At 70.9% G+C, this 17,342-nt stretch carries 20 protein-coding genes; 11 read left to right on the forward strand and 9 right to left on the reverse strand.

The window, feature by feature from the left end:
• Window positions 1-5 precede the first annotated feature (5 nt).
• The 3 genes from tsaB to tsaD are packed head-to-tail and all read left to right on the forward strand — an operon-like array spanning window position 6 to window position 2,196.
• Window positions 6-671 (forward strand): tRNA (adenosine(37)-N6)-threonylcarbamoyltransferase complex dimerization subunit type 1 TsaB, encoded by a 666-nt coding sequence (gene tsaB / locus ACFY1H_RS12710; RefSeq protein ID WP_366575725.1) that lies wholly within the window; start codon window positions 6-8, stop codon window positions 669-671.
• A complete protein-coding gene (gene rimI / locus ACFY1H_RS12715) occupies window positions 668-1,150 on the forward strand; it encodes a ribosomal protein S18-alanine N-acetyltransferase (RefSeq protein WP_366575724.1) in 483 nt (160 codons plus the stop codon). The genes tsaB and rimI overlap by 4 nt, the downstream gene beginning before the upstream one ends.
• Window positions 1,150-2,196 (forward strand): tRNA (adenosine(37)-N6)-threonylcarbamoyltransferase complex transferase subunit TsaD, encoded by a 1,047-nt coding sequence (gene tsaD / locus ACFY1H_RS12720; protein WP_366575722.1) that lies wholly within the window; start codon window positions 1,150-1,152, stop codon window positions 2,194-2,196. Before rimI ends, tsaD begins: the two co-directional genes overlap by 1 nt.
• Here tsaD and wecB read toward each other — a convergent pair.
• The 3 genes from wecB to ACFY1H_RS12735 form a co-directional block, all read right to left on the reverse strand.
• Window positions 2,193-3,338, reverse strand: a complete 1,146-nt coding sequence (gene wecB / locus ACFY1H_RS12725) for a non-hydrolyzing UDP-N-acetylglucosamine 2-epimerase (RefSeq protein ID WP_366575969.1) — start codon at window positions 3,336-3,338, stop codon at window positions 2,193-2,195. The genes tsaD and wecB overlap by 4 nt on opposite strands.
• Window positions 3,339-3,817: 479 nt before the next feature.
• Window positions 3,818-3,991 (reverse strand): LPXTG cell wall anchor domain-containing protein, encoded by a 174-nt coding sequence (locus tag ACFY1H_RS12730; protein WP_354876031.1) that lies wholly within the window; start codon window positions 3,989-3,991, stop codon window positions 3,818-3,820.
• 21 nt (window positions 3,992-4,012) lie between these two features.
• The gene (locus ACFY1H_RS12735) at window positions 4,013-4,747 is read right to left on the reverse strand and encodes a choice-of-anchor P family protein (protein ID WP_386946424.1); all 735 of its coding nucleotides are present in this window, start codon (window positions 4,745-4,747) and stop codon (window positions 4,013-4,015) included.
• A gap of 376 nt (window positions 4,748-5,123) precedes the next feature.
• Here ACFY1H_RS12735 and xrtP point away from each other — a divergent pair, with 376 nt between their 5' ends.
• Together xrtP and ACFY1H_RS12745 are read left to right on the forward strand one after the other, a co-directional pair.
• Window positions 5,124-5,666 carry an exosortase P gene (gene xrtP, locus ACFY1H_RS12740; protein WP_386946425.1) on the forward strand — a complete coding sequence of 181 codons (543 nt, stop codon included), beginning with the start codon at window positions 5,124-5,126 and terminating at the stop codon, window positions 5,664-5,666.
• Window positions 5,667-5,719: 53 nt separating this feature from the next.
• On the forward strand, window positions 5,720-7,048 hold the full coding sequence (locus ACFY1H_RS12745; protein ID WP_366575967.1) for a glycosyltransferase: 1,329 nt from the start codon (window positions 5,720-5,722) through the stop codon (window positions 7,046-7,048).
• Window positions 7,049-7,102: 54 nt separating this feature from the next.
• Here ACFY1H_RS12745 and ACFY1H_RS12750 read toward each other — a convergent pair whose 3' ends face one another.
• From ACFY1H_RS12750 to ACFY1H_RS12770, 5 genes are all read right to left on the reverse strand, one after another.
• Window positions 7,103-9,022: an N-acetylmuramoyl-L-alanine amidase gene (locus ACFY1H_RS12750; protein WP_386946427.1), complete on the reverse strand. Its 1,920-nt coding sequence runs from the start codon at window positions 9,020-9,022 to the stop codon at window positions 7,103-7,105.
• Window positions 9,023-9,121: 99 nt separating this feature from the next.
• On the reverse strand, window positions 9,122-9,889 hold the full coding sequence (locus ACFY1H_RS12755; protein WP_386946429.1) for a class I SAM-dependent methyltransferase: 768 nt from the start codon (window positions 9,887-9,889) through the stop codon (window positions 9,122-9,124).
• Window positions 9,890-9,919: 30 nt separating this feature from the next.
• Window positions 9,920-10,345 carry an arsenate reductase ArsC gene (locus tag ACFY1H_RS12760; RefSeq protein WP_386946430.1) on the reverse strand — a complete coding sequence of 142 codons (426 nt, stop codon included), beginning with the start codon at window positions 10,343-10,345 and terminating at the stop codon, window positions 9,920-9,922.
• A complete protein-coding gene (locus tag ACFY1H_RS12765; RefSeq protein ID WP_386946432.1) occupies window positions 10,342-11,034 on the reverse strand; it encodes an aquaporin in 693 nt (230 codons plus the stop codon). Before ACFY1H_RS12765 ends, ACFY1H_RS12760 begins: the two co-directional genes overlap by 4 nt.
• Window positions 11,031-11,390, reverse strand: coding sequence for an ArsR/SmtB family transcription factor (locus ACFY1H_RS12770; RefSeq protein ID WP_386946434.1), 360 nt, complete (start codon window positions 11,388-11,390; stop codon window positions 11,031-11,033). Before ACFY1H_RS12770 ends, ACFY1H_RS12765 begins: the two co-directional genes overlap by 4 nt.
• An 85-nt stretch (window positions 11,391-11,475) precedes the next feature.
• On the opposite strand from ACFY1H_RS12770, the gene arsM reads away from it, so the two are divergent.
• The 5 genes from arsM to ACFY1H_RS12795 all read left to right on the forward strand — a co-directional run bounded on the left by arsM (window position 11,476) and on the right by ACFY1H_RS12795 (window position 15,844).
• Window positions 11,476-12,207, forward strand: a complete 732-nt coding sequence (gene arsM, locus ACFY1H_RS12775; RefSeq protein WP_366575707.1) for an arsenite methyltransferase — start codon at window positions 11,476-11,478, stop codon at window positions 12,205-12,207.
• Between the two features lie 18 nt (window positions 12,208-12,225).
• Window positions 12,226-12,804, forward strand: coding sequence for a cadmium resistance transporter (locus ACFY1H_RS12780; protein WP_366575705.1), 579 nt, complete (start codon window positions 12,226-12,228; stop codon window positions 12,802-12,804).
• 216 nt (window positions 12,805-13,020) lie between these two features.
• The gene (gene groES / locus ACFY1H_RS12785; protein ID WP_009072407.1) at window positions 13,021-13,314 is read left to right on the forward strand and encodes a co-chaperone GroES; all 294 of its coding nucleotides are present in this window, start codon (window positions 13,021-13,023) and stop codon (window positions 13,312-13,314) included.
• 97 nt (window positions 13,315-13,411) lie between these two features.
• Entirely contained in the window at window positions 13,412-15,028 is a 1,617-nt protein-coding gene (gene groL / locus ACFY1H_RS12790; protein WP_366575702.1) for a chaperonin GroEL, read from the forward strand.
• Window positions 15,029-15,331: 303 nt separating this feature from the next.
• Window positions 15,332-15,844, forward strand: a complete 513-nt coding sequence (locus ACFY1H_RS12795; RefSeq protein ID WP_366575701.1) for a PadR family transcriptional regulator — start codon at window positions 15,332-15,334, stop codon at window positions 15,842-15,844.
• A 10-nt stretch (window positions 15,845-15,854) separates the two neighbouring features.
• Here ACFY1H_RS12795 and ACFY1H_RS12800 read toward each other — a convergent pair whose 3' ends face one another.
• On the reverse strand, window positions 15,855-16,595 hold the full coding sequence (locus ACFY1H_RS12800) for an SDR family NAD(P)-dependent oxidoreductase (RefSeq protein ID WP_366575699.1): 741 nt from the start codon (window positions 16,593-16,595) through the stop codon (window positions 15,855-15,857).
• A gap of 92 nt (window positions 16,596-16,687) precedes the next feature.
• Here ACFY1H_RS12800 and ACFY1H_RS12805 point away from each other — a divergent pair, with 92 nt between their 5' ends.
• A complete protein-coding gene (locus tag ACFY1H_RS12805; RefSeq protein WP_386946437.1) occupies window positions 16,688-17,341 on the forward strand; it encodes a TetR/AcrR family transcriptional regulator in 654 nt (217 codons plus the stop codon).
• Window position 17,342 lies beyond the last annotated feature (1 nt).

A 17,342-nucleotide genomic window follows, 5' to 3' on the forward strand; every position in this document is an offset into this window, starting at 1 on the left:
AAACCGTGCTGGTACTGGCGATCGACACCTCGACCCCGGCCGTGACCGCGGGCATCGTCGCCGTGGACGAGTCGGAACTGACCACCCGGGCCGACCGCGTCACGGTCGACCCGCGAGCCCACGGCGAGCTCATCACGCCCCACGCCCTCGCGGCGGCCGAGGCAGCGGGCGTGACGCTGCGCGACCTCGACGCGATCGTGTGCGGCGTCGGCCCCGGCCCGTTCACGGGCCTGCGCGCCGGCATGGCCACGGCCGCGGCGTACGGCCACGCGCTCGGCATCCCCGTCTACCCGGTCGGCAGCCTCGACGCGATCGCCGCGGAGGTGGTGCGCACGGACAAGCCGTTCCTCGTGCTCACCGACGCCCGCCGTCGCGAGGTGTACTGGGCCGAGTACGACGCGGCCGGCACGCGCGTGAGCGGTCCCCACGTGCAGCGCCCCGCCGAGGTCGAGACCACTTCGCGCGTCGCCGCCGGTGACGGTGCGCTGCAGTACGCGGACGCGGTCGGCGTCGTGCCCATCGAGCCGCGGTTCCCGTCGCCGTCCGGGCTGGTCCGCGTCGCGCGCGAAGCGCTGCTGTCCGGCGCGACGCCCGAGCCACTGACGCCGCTGTATCTGCGCCGCCCCGACGCCGTCGAGCCCACCGCTCGCAAGAGGGTGACGTCGCCATGAAGCTCGACCGCCTGCGCCGCAGCGACGCGAAGCGCTGCGCGGAGATCGAGCAGGTGCTCTTCCCCGGCGACGACCCGTGGAGCGCCCGCGCGTTCCACTCCGAGCTGGACCAGGGTCACTTCTACCTGGCCGCGCGCACCGACGACGGCACCGAGCTGCTCGGCTACGGCGGCCTCGCCGTGGTCGGCCGCCGCGGCGAGTACGAGGCGGAGATCCACACCATCGGCGTGGTGCCCGAGGCGCAGGGCCAAGGCATCGGCAAGGCCCTGCTGCGCGCGTTGCTGGAGCGCGCCGACGAGGTGTCGGCGCCCGTGTTCCTCGAGGTGCGCACCGACAACGACACGGCCGTCGGCCTCTACGAACGGCACGGTTTCGAGAAGCTCGGCATCCGGAAGCGCTACTACCAGCCCTCCGGTGCCGACGCGTTCACCATGGCCCGCCCGGCGCGGACCCCGGCAAAAGACGAGGTGGCCGGCTGATGTCGCGCGTCATCATGGGCATCGAGAGCTCCTGCGACGAGACCGGCGTCGGCCTCGTCCGCCTGCACGACGACGGCGCGGTGGAACTGCTCGCCGACGAGGTCGCCTCCAGCGTCGAGCAGCACGCGCGCTTCGGCGGCGTGGTGCCCGAGGTCGCCAGCCGCGCGCACCTCGAAGCGATGGTGCCCACGGCCGAGCGGGCGTTCGCGACGGCCGGGCTGAAGCTGTCCGATGTGGACGCCATCGCCGTGACGGCCGGGCCTGGGCTCGCCGGCGCGTTGCTGGTCGGCGTGTCGGCGGCGAAGGCCTACGCGTCGGCGCTCGACGTGCCGCTCTACGGCGTGAACCACCTGGCCGGGCACATCGCGGTGGACACGCTGCAGCACGGTCCGTTGCCCTCGCCGGTGCTCGCGCTGCTGGTGTCCGGTGGGCACACGCAGCTGCTGCGCGTGGACGACATCGCGTCGAAGATCACCGAGATCGGGTCCACTGTGGACGATGCCGCCGGTGAGGCCTACGACAAGGTCGCCCGGGTGCTGGACCTGCCGTACCCGGGTGGGCCGCCGATCGACAAGGCGGCCCGGCTGGGCAACGGTTCCGCCATCGCGTTCCCGCGCGGTATGACGGGTCCGCGCGACGCGAAGTTCGACTTCTCGTTCTCCGGCTTGAAGACCGCCGTGGCGCGGTGGGTGGAGAAGGTGGAACGCGACGGTGGCGAAGTGCCGGTGAACGACGTCGCGGCTTCGTTCCAGGAGGCCGTGGCGGACGTGCTGACCGCGAAGGCCGTGAAGGCGGCTCAAGAGCAGGGGATCGGTACCATCGTGATCTCCGGCGGTGTCGCCGCGAATTCCCGGCTGTCCGAGCTGGCGGCCGAACGCTGTGCCGCGGCGGGCATCGAGCTGCGCGTGCCGCGGCCCCGGCTGTGCACGGACAACGGCGCGATGATCGCGGCGCTCGGCGCCCACGTCGTCGCGGCCGGGCGGCCGACGGCACCGTGGGAGTTCTCGGCCACCCCGGGGCTGTCGGTGGAGATCGTCTCGCTCTAGGAGTGGGCCTGCTGCAGTGCGGTTTTCACGCCCAGCAGGCGCTCGATCGCGGTGGTGGCCTTCTCGGCGGCGTGGCCGTCGCCGTAGGGGTTCGGCGTCTGCGCGGGGCACAGGCTCCCGGCCAGCAGCCGGGTCGCGGTGCCGGTGATCTTCTCCGGATCCGTGCCCACCAGCCAGGCGCACCCGGCGTCGACGGCCTCGGCGCGTTCCGTGACCTCGCGCAGCACCAGCACGGGCGTCCCGAACGTCGGCGCCTCCTCCTGGATGCCGCCGGAATCCGTGAGCACGAGCGACGCCAGCCGCAGCGCGCGCACGAGGTCGGGGTACTCGAGCGGCTCGGTGATCGTCACGCGCTCGACGCCGCCGAGTGTCGCCGTCACCTGCGCCCGCACCGCCGGGTTGGGGTGGACGGGGAACAACACCTGCACGTCGGGATGGGTTTCGACGATCCGCCGCACGGCGGTCAGCGTCTGATCCAGCGGCTCGCCCCAGGACTCCCGGCGGTGCGACGTCACCAGCACCAGCCGTTCCCCGGCCTCCGCGATCTCCATCTCCAGCAACGCCAGCGCCGGATCGTGCGCCGGCAGGTCGCGCGCCGTGATCGCCAGCACCGCGTCGACGACCGTGTTCCCGGTCAGCACGATCTTCTCGTCGGCGACGCCCTCCGCGCGCAACGCCTTCGCCGCCGCTTCGGTCGGCGCCAGGTGCAACGCCGCGATGCGCGCCACCATCTGCCGCGTGCCCTCTTCGGGGAACGGCGCGGCGAGATCGTTGGTCCGCAGCCCGGCTTCGAGGTGCACCACCGGAATCCCCAGCCAGAACGCCGCCAGCGCCCCCGCCAGCCCCGTCGTGGTGTCGCCCTGGACGACCACCGCCGCCGGCCTGAGGCTCCGCAGCTGCGCGTCCAACGCCGGCAGCAGCCCGCTCACCAGCTCGGCCTGCGTCCCGCTCACCCGCTCCGGCACGTCCAGCCACGCGTCCACGCCCAGCCCGAACGGCACGAGCGCCTGCTCCACCATCCCCTGGTGCTGGCCGCTGTGCACCAACACGGGCCGTACCCCGGCACGCCCCTCGAGCGCCACGACGAGCGGCGCCAGTTTCACCGCCTCCGGCCGCGTGCCGGCCAGCAACATCACGTCCACGTGTTCCACACTTTCGAGTGTCCCGGAAACCCCAGCTCACCGACGTTCGAGAGAACGACCGGGCCTTTCACCGACCGCGAATCACCGCGGGCTGCGGCTGGCGGAGGTCTTGTGCTGTTCGGTTGTGTGTCTTGCTCCCGCGCGCCTGGCGGCTCCGCGGTTCGCGTCCACGCCAAGCGGGACCGCGTGAGTCCCGGCAGTCGCTTGCGCCCACGCTGCTTGCGACGACTACGCCGGGTGCGGGCTGTCGTCTTGTAGTTGTGGTCATCGGTTCGCCGCTGACGCATCGGGCCCGGGAGGGCCGCGCGGGTTTCCGCGTCCGGCCGCTCCCACCCGCGTGGTTGTGGTCGCTTGGGCCGGTCGCCCTCGGGTTGGCGGTCGGGCGGTGAAGCGGTGCGCCGGGCTGCTCGCTGGAGGTGAGCAGCCCGGCGCGGCACAGCCCGTGGGCCGCCGGCCGAAGCCGGTGGCCCACGGTGCTGCTAACCGCGGGCGAGCCGCCGGTTGCGGCGGTAGGCGGCGATCACCGCGACGGTCCCGAGGACCACGAGGAGCGCGCCGACCGTGATCCACCAGCCGACGTCGGCGCCGGTGGCGGCGAGGGTGCCCACGCCGCCACCGGCGACGCCGACGCCCGCACCTGGCATCTTGTACATCAGTCGATCACCCCGGACCGGTCAGGCGACCGAGCGGCGACGGGTGAACCGCAGGCCGACCGGCACGGCGACGGCCGCGAGCACACCGAGGCCCACCCACAGGCCGGCGCCGGACGCGAGCGGCATCGGCGGAGCGGCCGGGCCGCAGGTCGCCGACGACACGATCACGTCGCCGCTGCCGAGGGCGCCGACGACGCCGCCGAGCAGCTTCAGGTGCAGGGCGTTGACCGTGAGGCTGCCGTCCTTGTTCTTGATCTGCTCGTTGAGGATCAGCGTCGCCACGTTGACCGGGCCGAGCCCGACCTTGATCTGCGTGTTCGGCGCCGGGTTCGAGTCGACGTCGCCGACACTGCCCAGATCGGCCCCGACCAGCGTGGAGCTGCCCTTGACGCCTTCCTGGGTCGCGGTGCAGACCGCCTCCACGGCCTTGATCCCGACGTTGCCCAGCGCCGCCTTCAGCAGCGGCAGCCCGACGTTGGCGGTGCTCGCCTTCGCCGTGACCGCGCCCGAGTTGTCGTCGCGGACGGCCGAGGTGTTGATGACGCCGGCGGTGAGGATCCCGGCGGCGTTGGCGCTGACCGTGCTGTTGCTCGTCGGTCCGTCGGTGTTCGCCGCCGCGAGCGGGCCGAGCTTGACCGCGGACGCGCCGAGCAGCTTCACGTCGACGTTCACGCCGTAGGCGGAACCGTCACCGGGCGCCGCCGAAGCCGGAACTGCTCCGGCGAGGGCGATGCTCGCCACCACAGCGGCGAGCATCCCGCCTCGTCGCAAGAGGTGTTTCTTCACTGGTCCTCCGATTTTTGTCAGGGCGAGCCGCTGCACGGACGAATCCCGCTGAACAAGAGTCGGCACGCTGATCGAATATCGGTGGCGTTGCCGGAAATGGCACACAATTCCGGGGAGACCACCGTATCGGGTGGTTTATCCGGGCCGGTTCCCACGTCGGTGCAGGCATCACCCGAACGGCCTAGCAAGCTTCTCGTCATTCGTGCCGAAAGGCGCTGGGAGATCCCTGAGAAGGGGGATACCCGTCGAAAGTTCCGGCACTGGTGTCTTACGCTGGCGCCGGGGTCCGCCGTTCTTCCGAAGGTTTCCGGCTGAGAGGGTCGTCGTGGCAGTAGCGAACACACCTGTGTCCCCCGTCTCCCGGTTTCCGCTGCGTATGGCGGTGCTCGGGGTGGTCGCGGTCGGCGTGGTCCTCGTGCTCGTGGAGCGGTCCTACCGCGAGCTGGAAGTGCAGCTCGCGGGGGCGATACTGAGGGTCATCACCTCATCGGGTGTTTATGTGGCCGGTAGTCGCGAATCCGTGTACTTCGGGTTGACCGGCGCTACTCCGTTCGGGTTGAGAATGACCCCGGAATGCTCTTCTGTATTCCTCTTGCTGCCACTTCTGCTCGTGACTGCGGTGCTCCTCTACTTCCGTCCGCGGAATGCGCGCCGACTGTTTCTCTCGCTGGGAATTGCCGCGATCGCCGTCATTCTCGTGAATCAGTTGCGTATTCTCACCATCGTCGGTCTGGTCCACGCGCTGGGCACCGACGAGGGCTACTACTGGGGCCACACGCTGCTCGGCTCGATGGTCAGCGTGCTCGGCGGCGCGGTGTCGCTCGTGCTGTTCGTCTGGCTCGCGACCCGCCAGACGAAGGCGGAGAAGAACCAGGGCACGGCCGCGTGAACGACACCGGGTTCAAGGTCCTGCTCTCGATCACCCAGGCGTTCGCGCTGACGATGAGCGTCGCGTTCATCGTCTACGTCGCGATGATCGTGGTGCCCTACCTGCGCCGCAAACCCGCCCCGGTCGGCGATCCCGACGCGTTCGCCTGGCACTTCTTCGTGCCATGCCGCGACGAGGAAGCCGTGATCCGCGAGACCGTGCGCTACCTGCGCACCACCTTCCGCCGCGCGCACGTGTGGGTCGTCGACGACGACTCCGACGACCGCACCGCCCGCGTCGTCCGCTCGGTGTGGCGGCGCAACGGCGGCTACGACCCCAACCTGCATCTGGTGGCGCGCAAGCGGCCCGAGGCCCGCACGGGCAAGGGCGACGCCCTCAACGCCGCCTACCGGGCCCTCGACGAGTGGCTCGAACCCGACACCGACCGCGACCGCGTGGTCGTGGTGGTCGTCGACGCGGACGGCCGCCCGGCCGCCAACTGCCTCGAGGTCTGCGCGGCCGACCACCTCTTCGGCGACCGGAAGATCGGCGCCGTGCAGCTCGACGTGCGCATGAGCAACGTCCGCACCCGCCCGCCGGGTCGCACCTGGTTCGCGCGCGCGTTCGGGCTGAAGCTGGCGCAGCTGCAGGACCTGGAGTTCCGCACGGCGATCGCCGCGATCCAGACCTCCCGCGGCTTCACCGGCACGATCTCCATGGGCGGCAACGGCCAGTTCACGCGACTGGCCGCCCTCGACTCCATCGGCGGCGACGAGCACCAGCCCTGGCGCGGCTCCCTGCTGGAGGACTTCGAGCTCGGCGTCCACCTGCTCACGGCCGGCTGGCGCACGGGCTTCACGCCGGATTCCCACGTGGCGCAGGAAGGCCTGTACAGCCTGCGGCGTTTCCTCGTGCAGCGCACGCGCTGGGGCCAGGGCACGATGCAGTGCTCGCGGTACCTGCGCCGCATCTGGGACTCACCGCACGTGTCCACTTTGGGCGCCGCGGAGATGATGTACTACCTGGCGCAGCCGTGGATGCAGCTGCTCGGTTCGCTGCTCTACCCGGTGCCGTTCATCCTCCTGCTGGCCACCACGGCCGGCGATCCGTCGCAGGTCTGGACGTGGTTCACCGGCGGCGCCTGGATCCTCTTCGCCATCTACGGCTCGTTCGGCCTGCTGCCGTTCGTGGTGTGGGGCCCGATCTACCAGATGAAATGCCTGGGCAGCAAGAACATCTTCCGCGGCCTCGGCATGGGCCTGCTGTACGCGGCCTACATCTACACCTTCTACATCACGTCCTGGCGCGCCGTGACCCGTCTCGTGCGCGGCCGCAACGGCTGGTCCAAGACGCGGCGCAACACCGAGGTCACCAGCGGCGTGAAGGTGGCGCTGGACAGCTGAGGCAACGAAGAAGGGCCCCTCCGCCGGGAGAGGCCCTTCTTCGTCTTCACAACCTCAGAAAGCCGGCTTCAGCACCACGTCGTCGAGGTTCACGTACTCGACGCGGTGTCCGAACTGGACTTCCACGTACTTCGTCTTCCCGCGCACCACCACGTGGTCCGACACGTCGAACGTCGTCGCCGAGTAGTACTCCGACGGAACGACGCCGCCGACGGAGTAGGTCTGGCCCGCCGCGAACGTGTAGGGCATGGGCGCCAGCGCTTGCGGCGTGATCCCGGCCGGGTACGCCGACGCCTCCGGGAACGCCCGCCCGTAGACGGGAATCGTCGCCTTGCCCGGCTTCGGCGTGGCGACGAGGCCGCTCGCCGGGACCACGGTGTTGCTCGGCAGCCAGCCCTTCTGACCCAGGTACCAGATCGCCGTCCAGCCGCCCTGCCGTCCGGCCACGGCGTACTGCTGGCCGGTGGCCACGCGGCTGCCGACGTCGGAAATGTCCATAGTGGACGCCCCGGTGCCGTGCAGCCCGGCGTCGGACAGCAGGGGAGACGCGGTGTCCGGCGCCGTGTGCAGCACCACGGCCTCCGAGCCGCGCGCGGCGCACGGCGTGCCGGAGCCGATCTTGTCGCAGCCGGTGAACACGGGCTGGTTGGCCGCGAACTTCGGCGCGATCGTCACCATCGACGAGCCGGCCCGGCCGGTGGCCTTGATCGGCGCGCCCAGCAGGTCGAAGTAGTGCGACCAGTCCCAGTACGGACCCGGATCCCAGTGCATGCCGGGGATGGTGGCGGGCGTGGTGCCCGGCACGTTGTCGTGGCCGATGATGTGCGCGCGGTCCAGCGGCACGCCGTAGCGCTTCGCCAGGTAGCCGACGAGCTTCGCCGACGACCGGTACATCGCCTCGGTGTACCAGGTGCCCTGCGCGGCGAAGCCCTCGTGCTCGACGCCGATGGACTTCGCGTTGACGTACCAGTTGCCCGCGTGCCAGCCGACGTCCTTGGTCGGCACGTGCTGCGCGATCAGGCCGTCCTGCGAGCGGACGGTGTAGTGCCACGCGAGGTAGGTCGGGTCCTGCGCCAGGGTGAGCGCGTCGTCCCAGTAGCCCTCGGTGTCGTGGATGACGATCGTGTCGATCTTCTGGCTCTGCGGCCGGTTCGCGATGTCGTGGTTGCCGTAGTCGCCGCCGGGCAGCTCCTGGTAAGGCGCGGGCACGGACTCACAGGCCACGGACTTCGGGCACTCGGTGGCGGGCGGGGCATCGGCTTTCAGGCCCAGCCGCTCGGCCTGCGCCCGGTCGGGCGTGACGCCGGGGGTCGCGGCGAGCGTGACGGCCTGGCCGTCGTCGGTCGTGCGCGTCTCACCGCCGGCGATGGTGGTGTAGACCTCGTCGGCGAAGGTCTGGGCCGCCGTCACGTCCTCGGAGCCGCTGTACGCGGCGACGGCGCCGTACCAGTCCTTCGCGTCTTCGCTGCGCACGCCGAGCTTGCGCTGGTACTCGGCCAGCAGGGCGGCGCCGCCGCGGATGTTCTGCTTCGGGTCGGTGCGCAGCGTCGCCGCGTCCGTGTGCAGCAGGGCCGCAGCCTGGTCCACGGTCTGCAGGCCGGGCGGGATCGCGGCGGGCTGCTGGGTGGGCTTCGGGTGCAGCGCGGGCCGGGCGTCGTCGCCGCGCGGGTCTTCGCCGCTCTGGTCGAACTCGCTGGTCACGACGCCGGCCGTGCGCAGGTCCGTGAGGTGCATCGGCCCGTAGCCGGCGGCGGTGCTGGGCGTGCCGGCGTTGTAGTCCCAGCGGGACTCCAGGTACGAGACGCCGAGCAGCACGTCGAGCGGGACGCCGAACTCCTTCGCCGCGCTCGTGAAGTCTTGTTGGCGCTGCTGGTTCGCCGGTTGGGCTTGGGCGGGTGCCGACGTCGCCAATGCGACCGCCAGCAACCCCGCCCCGCCCGCGACGGTCAGCCGCCGCGTAACGGAGTGGAACATCGGTGGGGACCCCCAGGTGTCGGTGCTTTTCCGGCGAAACTTAACCAGAAACGGGGGCGGCTGGTAAGACTCCGCGACGGCGCTTTCGCCCAGCGGTCGTCAGCGCCCGATCACGAGCACGAGCGAGCCGTCGAACGTGGGCTGTTCCTTGAGCGCTCGGTGTTCGGCCGCCCAGGTCCCGTCGGCGAGATCGCTGGTCAGCTTGCGCGTGAACCGCGCCACGGCCGCTTCGTCGACAAAGCTCCACGCCGAACACGCCTGCCGCGCCGGCGGCTCCAGCAGCATCTCCGGCCGCGCGTAGTACGCCTCGTTGAACCCGTCGACGCAGTCGCGCGGCACCGGCACGGGCACGACCTCGGTGTCGCCCAGGTACTTCGCGATCTCGCTGATCGCGGGGTACCGGCGTGCTTCCGTGTCGAGCACTTCCGGGGCGTACTCGTACAGCCAGAAGTCCCGTACCCGGTCGGGATCGCAGGTGAGGATCGCGACCGGTCCCTTCGTGACGCGCCGAACCTCGCTCAGGCCCTTCGCGAGATCCGGCCACTGGTGCACGGTGAACGTCGCCATGGCCGCGTCGAAACTGTTGTCCTCGAACGGAAGATCCTCCGCCGTCGCGTCCACTGCGGGCCGGTCCTCCGGCCGCAGCGCCCGCATCGACGCGGACGGCTCGACGGCGGTCACGGTCCGGCCGGCCGGCTCGTACGACCCCGCGCCGGCCCCGACGTTCAGCACGGTCCTCGCGTTCCCGAGCGCTTCGTCGACCGCGGCGGCGATGCGGGGGTCGGGGTTGCGGTAGCCGGTGTAGACCTTGCCGATCTCGCCGTAGTCCGCGTCGCCCGCGCTGCCGTCGGCCATCCTGCTGCTCACGGCCACGAGCCTAGCGATCTTCGGCCGTGCTCAGGCGGTGTTCGTCCGTCCGCGGTCGACGCCTGACCCAAGTTCCGGGACGAGCGCCCGCACGCGATTGCGGATCTCGTCCCGGATGACGCGGACTTCAGCGAGGGATTTGCCGGCCGGGTCGTCGAGTTCCCAATCGAGGTAGGTCTTGCCGGGGAAGACGGGGCAGGCGTCACCGCAGCCCATGGTGATGACGACGTCCGACGCTTCCACGGCGTCGAGGGTGAGAACCTTCGGCGTCTCCGCGGTGAGGTCGATGCCGGCCTCGGCCATGGCTTCGACCACGACGGGGTTGAGCGAGTCGGCCGGTGCGGAGCCGGCCGAGCGGACCTCGACGAGGTCACCGCCGAGGTGCGAGAGGAACGCGGCGGCCATCTGCGACCGGCCCGCGTTGTGCACGCAGACGAACAACACGGACCGGGTCACGAGCGAGCCTCCTGGAGTGTGCGGGGAACGCCGAACAGCAGCGCGACGAGCGCGAGGCCGACGGCGGCGCCGACGACCTGGGCGGCGACGAAGGGACCGACCGAGCCGGGTGCGATCCCGGCGAACGTGTCGGTGAAAGCGCGTCCGACGGTCACCGCCGGGTTCGCGAACGAGGTGGAGCTCGTGAACCAGTAGGCGGCGCCGATGAACGACGCCACCGCCACCGGTGCGTGGTGCGCGCGTCCGGTGCGGTCGAGCCCTGCGATCAGCATGAGCAGACCGGCCGTCGCCACCACCTCGCCGAGCCACAGGTTCCCGGCGGTGCGGTCATGACCGGACCACTGCACGAGCGGGCGGGCGAACATCGCGTTCGCCAGGACCGCGCCGCCGATGCCGCCGGCGAACTGCGCGGGCACGTACGCGGCGACGTCGCGCAACCCGAACTTCCCACGACGGGTGAGCCACGCCGCCAGCGAGACCAGCGGGTTGAAGTGCGCGCCGGACACCGGCCCGAACAACGCGATCAGCACGCCCAGCCCGAAAACGGTGGCCAGCGAGTTCGCCAGCAGCTGCACGCCGACGTCGCGCGACAGCTCGGCGGCCTGGGCACCGGAGCCGACGACCACGGCCACCAGCGCGGCCGTTCCCACGGCCTCGGCGGCCGCGCGGCGAAGAAGCGAGGTGGTCACGCCGGGGCCACCTGCGGTACGCGCAGCACAGCGGCGAGACGCTCCATTGTGGACGGAATCGCCCAGTAGTAGACCCACGTCCCCCGGCGCTGGCAGTCGATCAAACCGGCCTGGCGCAACAGTTTCAGGTGGTGCGAGATCGTCGGCTGCGCGAGGTCGAACGCCGGCGTCAGCTCGCACACGCACATCTCGCCGCCCTCGCGGGAGGCGATCATCGACAGCAGCCGCAGCCGCACCGGGTCGCCCAGCGCCTTGAACACGCGGGCCAGCTCGGCGGCCTCGGCTTCGGCCAAGGGTGCCGAGCTCAGCCCCGCGCAGCACCCCGCACGCGCGTCGGGCAACTCCTGGATCGACATGCTTCTATATTGACGTTTGCCGATCCAGAGCGCAAGGTTGTTTCCACAAACGTCGATACAAGCTGATCCAGCAAGGAGAAGCACGATGACCGACCTGCGTGAAACCGTGCGCCGGCGCTACGCCGCGGCCGCCCTCGAAGTCACCTCAGGCGGGACCGGGTGCTGCGGCCCGGCACCGGCCGACGTCGACTTCGGCTCCGGCCTCTACGCCGCCGACGAACGCGCCGAGCTGCCCGCCGACGCCGTCTCCGCCTCCCTGGGCTGCGGCAACCCCACCGCGGTCGCCGACCTGCACCCCGGCGAGCACGTGCTGGACCTCGGCTCCGGTGGCGGCATCGACGTCCTGCTGTCCGCCCGCCGCGTCGGCCCCGCCGGCAAGGCCTACGGGCTCGACATGACCGACGAGATGCTGGCGTTGGCCACCGCCAACGCCGCCAAGGCCGGCGCCACCAACGTCGAGTTCCTGAAGGGCGCCATCGAATCCATCCCGCTGCCCGCGGACTCCATCGACGTCGTGATCTCCAACTGCGTGATCAACCTGTCCACCGACAAACCCGCCGTCTTCGCGGAAACCTTCCGCGTCCTCAAGCCCGGCGGACGGATCGGGGTGTCCGACGTGGTCGCGGAAGACACCCTCAGCCCCGCCCAGCGCGCCGAACGCGGCGACTACGTGGGCTGCATCGCCGGCGCCCTGTCCTTCGCCGAGTACCGCGCGGGCCTGGAAGCCGCGGGCTTCACCGACATCCAGCTCACCCCGACCCACCTCGTCGCCGACGGCATGCACTCCGCGATCGTCCGCGCCGCCAAACCCGTCTGACCTGGCATCGTCGGGCGGGTGCCCCTGAACGTCGTCGGCCAGGCCGTGGGCCTGTTCGCCGTGACCAACGTCGACGACCTCCTCGTGCTGGCCCTCTTCTTCGCCCGCGGCGCAGGTTTGCCCGGCGCGACCCGGGCCGTCGTGACCGGCCAGTACCTCGGGTTCGCGGCGATCCTCGTCGTCGCCGTGGCGGCCGCGTTCGGGGTGACGTTCCTGCCGGCCGGCTTCATCCCGTACCTCGGCCTGCTGTCGATCGCCCTGGGGATCCGCGCCGCGGTGCAGGCCTGGCGCCACCGCGGCGACGACGCCGAACCCGCCCGCCCCGGCGGCCCACGGACCCTCGAAGTCGCCGCCGTCACCCTCGCCAACGGCGGCGACAACATCGGCGTCTACGTCCCCGTCTTCGCCACCACCGGCCCGGCCGGCACGACGGTCTACGCGGTGGTGTTCCTCGTGCTGGTCGCCGCCTGGCTCGCCGCCGGCCACCACCTCGCCACGCGTCCCGCCGTCGCCCGGACCCTCGCGCGTTGGGGCCACATCGTCCTGCCCGCCGTGCTGATCGCCCTCGGCCTGCTCATCCTGATCGACGGCGCCTAGCGACGGCCGGCGGAACCAGTGCGAAATGAAGTCGCTGGTCAGCCCGCCTCGGCGAGGATTCCCCCACGTCAGATGGACCCTCCTTGCAATGCTGGCACTCCCGTGGCTAGAGTGCTAATCGAACGGCCCGAACACGCCCGGCACCCGCGACGGCGGGGGTGGTAGGAGCCGTAAGTCATCCTGCCGACGCTTTCGACGACCGTGGAGGTCAACCCGGTGAGCGTGAACATCAAGCCGCTCGAGGACAAGATCGTTGTCCAGACGAGCGAGGCCGAGGAGACGACCGCTTCCGGCCTCGTCATCCCCGACACCGCCAAGGAAAAGCCCCAGGAGGGCAAGGTTCTGGCCGTGGGCCCGGGCCGGATCGACGACAAGGGCAACCGCGTGCCGCTCGACGTGGCCGTGGGCGACGTCGTGATCTACTCCAAGTACGGCGGCACCGAGGTCAAGTACAACGGTGAGGACTACCTCATCCTCTCCGCCCGCGACGTGCTGGCCGTCATCAACTGACGTCCGCTCGCAGCGCATGACGCCCCGGGCCCCGCACAAGCCGGGGGACGGGGCGTTCTTGCGTTCAAAAACCCCTGAAAGGTAAGCGGAACACGCTATGCCCAAGCAGATCAGTTTCGACGAGGACGCTCGTCGCGCGCTCGAGCGCGGGGTGAACAAGCTCGCCGACGCCGTCAAGGTGACCCTCGGCCCGCGTGGTCGCCACGTCGTTCTGGACAAGAAGTTCGGCGGCCCGACCATCACCCTCGACGGCGTGACCGTCGCGCGTGAGATCGAGCTCGACGACCCGTTCGAGAACCTCGGCGCGCAGCTGGCCAAGAACGTGGCCACGAAGACCAACGACGTCGCCGGTGACGGCACGACCACCGCCACGGTGCTGGCCCAGTCGCTGGTCAAGCACGGTCTTCGCAACGTCGCCGCCGGTGCCAACCCGACCTCGGTCGGCAAGGGCATCGAGGCCGCGGCCGAGAAGGTCGTCGAGATCCTCAAGTCCAAGGCCACCCCGGTCAAGGGCCGCGAGAACATCGCGCAGGTCGGCACCGTCACCTCCCGCGACGCCACGATCGGCCAGCTGCTCGGCGAGGCCGTCGAGCGCGTGGGCGAGGACGGCGTGATCACCATCGAGGAGTCGTCGACCCTGGCGACCGAGCTCGTGATCACCGAGGGCGTGCAGTTCGACAAGGGCTTCCTGTCGGCGCACTTCGCGACCAACCCCGAGGACCAGAAGGCGATCCTCGAGGACGCCTACATCCTGCTGTCCCGCGAGAAGATCTCGGCGCTGGCCGACCTGCTCCCGGTGCTGGAGAAGGTCGTCGAGGCCAAGAAGCCGCTGCTGATCATCGCCGAGGACGTCGACGGCGAGGCGCTGTCGACCCTCGTGGTGAACTCGCTGCGCAAGACGATCACCGCCGTCGCGGTCAAGGCGCCGTTCTTCGGTGACCGCCGCAAGGCGTTCCTGGACGACCTCGCGTTCGTCACCGGCGGCGAGGTCGTCTCCGCCGAGATCGGCGTGAAGCTGTCCGAGATCGACCTCAGCTCGCTGGGTCGCGCTCGCCGGATCGTCGTCACCAAGGACGACACCACGATCGTCGACGGCGCGGGCTCCAAGGACGCCATCGCCGGCCGGATCGCGCAGATCCGCAAGGAGATCGAGACCACCGACTCCGACTGGGACCGCGAAAAGCTGCAGGAGCGGCTCGCGAAGCTCGGCGGCGGCGTGGCCGTGATCAAGGTCGGCGCGGCCACCGAGACCGAGCTCAACGAGCGCAAGCACCGCATCGAAGACGCCGTGGCGTCGACGAAGGCGGCCGTCGAGGAGGGCATCCTCCCCGGTGGTGGCTCGGCGCTGGTCCACGCGGTCAAGGAGCTCGAGGGCGACCTCGGCCTGACCGGTGACGAGGCCACGGGCGTCCGCATCGTCCGCGACGCGCTCACCGCCCCGCTGTTCTGGATCGCCAGCAACGCGGGCCACGAGGGCGCGGTCATCGTGAACAAGGTCCAGGAGCAGAGCTGGGGCCACGGCTTCAACGCCGCCACCGGCGAGCTCACCGACCTGATCGCGGCGGGCATCGTCGACCCGGTCAAGGTGACCCGCTCCGCGGTCGCCAACGCCGCGTCCATCGCCCGGCTCGTGCTCACCACGGAGAGCTCCGTGGTCGAGAAGCCGGTCGACGAGGAACCCGACGCCGGCCACGGCCACGGTCACTCGCACTAGTTCCACCAGCACGCCGAACCGGGGCGGCGCTCCCTTGCGAGGGGGTGCCGCCCCGGTTTCGTTTGCGCCGAGGGAGCTGCCGTGAACCTCGCCACCTCGCTGTCTTCGACGGCGACCGCGCGACCTACGAGGTGAGCACCAACGTCGAGCTCTACCGGGATCGCTTGGCGCACCTGGGTTTCGAGCCCGCGGGCACCGACCGGTCAGCCGGTGCCGAGGCCTGGCCGATCGCGTGACGAAGATCTTGGCCGCGGGTTTTCCCGACGCCGTCGAGTAGTCTCAGTGTGACTACTGGAGGCGCCGATGACTTCGGGAACGCGAGAGCTGTCCGCCACGGCCTACGTGGTGCTCGGCATGGTCGCCCAGCTCGGGGTGACCACGCCGTACGCGGTGAAGCAGGCGTTGCGCCGCTCGATCGGGCAGTACTGGCCCATCCCGCACGCGCAGCTGTACGCGATTGCCGGCCAGCTGCAGGAACAAGGCCTGCTCGAAGGCGACCAGGAGACCTCCGGCCGCCGCCGCAAGACCTACTACGTCACCGAAGCCGGCCACCGCGCGCTGCGCGAGTGGCTGAGCCGCCCCGACGCCGAACCGGCCGAGATCCGCAGCGTGGCCTGGCTCAAGCTCGCCTTCAGCGACCTCGCCGACCCCGAGAGTCTCTCGCAGCTCGCGGCCGAGCAGGTCGAGCAGCACCGCAGCCGCATCGCTCGCCACGGCACCGCCGCCGCGTCCGACCACGCCACGCAGCTGGCCCTCGAACTGGACCGCGCCGCGTTGCGGTTCTGGACCGGGCTGGCGGCGCGCCCGGGCCGGTGACGGCGGCCGATCAGGCCGTGAACCCGCCGTCGACCGTGATCGCCGTGCCCGTGAGGTAACGGCCGTCGGGGCCGGCGAGGTGGGACACGGTCGCGGCGACGTCCGCCGCGTCCGCGTAGTGGCCCAGCGCGATGTGCGGCACCTGGGCCGCGGCGGAGGGACCGTCGACCGGGTTCATGTCGGTGTTCGTCGAGCCCGGGTGGACCACGGTGGCGGTGATGCCCCGCGGCCCGAGGTCGCGCGCCAGGCCACGCGTGAAGCCGATCAGTGCCGCCTTGCTCGCCGAGTACACGCTCATCCCCGGGAACGGCACGCGCTCGGCCAGGTCGCTGCCGATCGAGACCACGCGGCCGCCGCGGGGGAGGTGCTTGAGGGCCGCCTGCGTGGCGACCAGCACGGCGCGCACGTTCACGGAGAGCGTCTGGTCGATGTCGGCGAGGGAGAGCTCGTCGAGCGGTGCCGCGATGGAGACGCCGGCGTTGTTGACCAGGATGTCGAGCCCGCCGAGCTCCTCGGCGACCCGGTCGACGGCCGCCGTCACCGCGGCGGCGTCCGCAGAGTCGGCCTGCAGGGCGAGGCCGCGCCGGCCCAGCTCCTCGACCCCGGCGACCACCTTGGCCGCCTTGTCCGCCGAGCGTTCGTACGTGATCGCGACGTCGGCGCCGTCCTCGGCCAGCCGTTTCGCGATCGCCGCGCCGATGCCCCGGCTACCGCCGGTGACCAGTGCGACCTTGCCGTTGAGCGAACCCATGTGTCACCCTTTCTGTATCGATGACTACATAAAAGACGCCGTACCATGGGGTCGTCAAGTTTTTCTGTATCGCTCGCTAAAGAAGGTGGTCCATGTCACCGCGAGGCCGGCCACGCGCGTTCGACCGGGAGCACGCCCTGACCCAGGCGATGTTCGTGTTCTGGGAGCGCGGCTACGAGGGCACGTCGCTGGCCGACCTGACCGGCGCCATGGGCATCAACCCGCCGAGCCTGTACGCGGCCTTCGGTGGCAAGGAGGCGCTGTTCCGCGAAGCGGTCGAGCGCTACGGCGAGACGTACGGCAGCTACACGCCCCGCGCGCTGCGTGAAGAGCCGACGGCACGCGAGGCCATCGAAGCGATGCTTCGCGACAACGCCCGCACGTACGTGGATCCCGAGCACCCCACAGGCTGCATGGTCGTGCTCGCCGCCACGAACTGCTCGCCCTCGAACCAGGGCGTGTGCGCGTACCTCAAGGCGCAGCGCGAGGAGGTCCGGGACCTGGTCCGGGCCCGCCTGCGCCGCGGGATCGAGGCCGGTGAGGTCGCCGAAACCGTCGACGTGAAGGCGCTCGGCGCGTACTACGCCACGGTCTTGTTCGGCCTGTCGATGCAGGCCCGCGACGGCGTGGACCTGCCCGGGCTCACCGCGATCATCGACGCGGCGATGCTGTGCTGGCCTGGCGCCAGCGAAAACGCGGCAGGGGCGGCGTCCGAAGTGGACACCGCCCCTGCCGTGAGTTCGTGAG

Source organism: Amycolatopsis sp. NPDC001319, assembly GCF_042896185.1.
In the GTDB taxonomy this organism is placed as follows: domain Bacteria; phylum Actinomycetota; class Actinomycetes; order Mycobacteriales; family Pseudonocardiaceae; genus Amycolatopsis.

Bases quoted from the DNA above. Each gene is read 5' to 3' on its own strand.
- ACFY1H_RS12770 (WP_386946434.1), bottom strand. From the start codon at position 11,390: ATGTCGATCCAGGAGTTGCCCGACGCGCGTGCGGGGTGCTGCGCGGGG.
- ACFY1H_RS12800 (WP_366575699.1), bottom strand. From the start codon at position 16,595: ATGGGTTCGCTCAACGGCAAGGTCGCACTGGTCACCGGCGGTAGCCGG.
- rimI (WP_366575724.1), top strand. From the start codon at position 668: ATGAAGCTCGACCGCCTGCGCCGCAGCGACGCGAAGCGCTGCGCGGAG.
- ACFY1H_RS12735 (WP_386946424.1), bottom strand. From the start codon at position 4,747: ATGCTCGCCGCTGTGGTGGCGAGCATCGCCCTCGCCGGAGCAGTTCCG.
- ACFY1H_RS12730 (WP_354876031.1), bottom strand. From the start codon at position 3,991: ATGTACAAGATGCCAGGTGCGGGCGTCGGCGTCGCCGGTGGCGGCGTG.
- ACFY1H_RS12805 (WP_386946437.1), top strand. From the start codon at position 16,688: ATGTCACCGCGAGGCCGGCCACGCGCGTTCGACCGGGAGCACGCCCTG.
- tsaD (WP_366575722.1), top strand. From the start codon at position 1,150: ATGTCGCGCGTCATCATGGGCATCGAGAGCTCCTGCGACGAGACCGGC.
- ACFY1H_RS12795 (WP_366575701.1), top strand. From the start codon at position 15,332: ATGACTTCGGGAACGCGAGAGCTGTCCGCCACGGCCTACGTGGTGCTC.
- groL (WP_366575702.1), top strand. From the start codon at position 13,412: ATGCCCAAGCAGATCAGTTTCGACGAGGACGCTCGTCGCGCGCTCGAG.
- ACFY1H_RS12750 (WP_386946427.1), bottom strand. From the start codon at position 9,022: ATGTTCCACTCCGTTACGCGGCGGCTGACCGTCGCGGGCGGGGCGGGG.
- ACFY1H_RS12745 (WP_366575967.1), top strand. From the start codon at position 5,720: ATGAGCGTCGCGTTCATCGTCTACGTCGCGATGATCGTGGTGCCCTAC.
- arsM (WP_366575707.1), top strand. From the start codon at position 11,476: ATGACCGACCTGCGTGAAACCGTGCGCCGGCGCTACGCCGCGGCCGCC.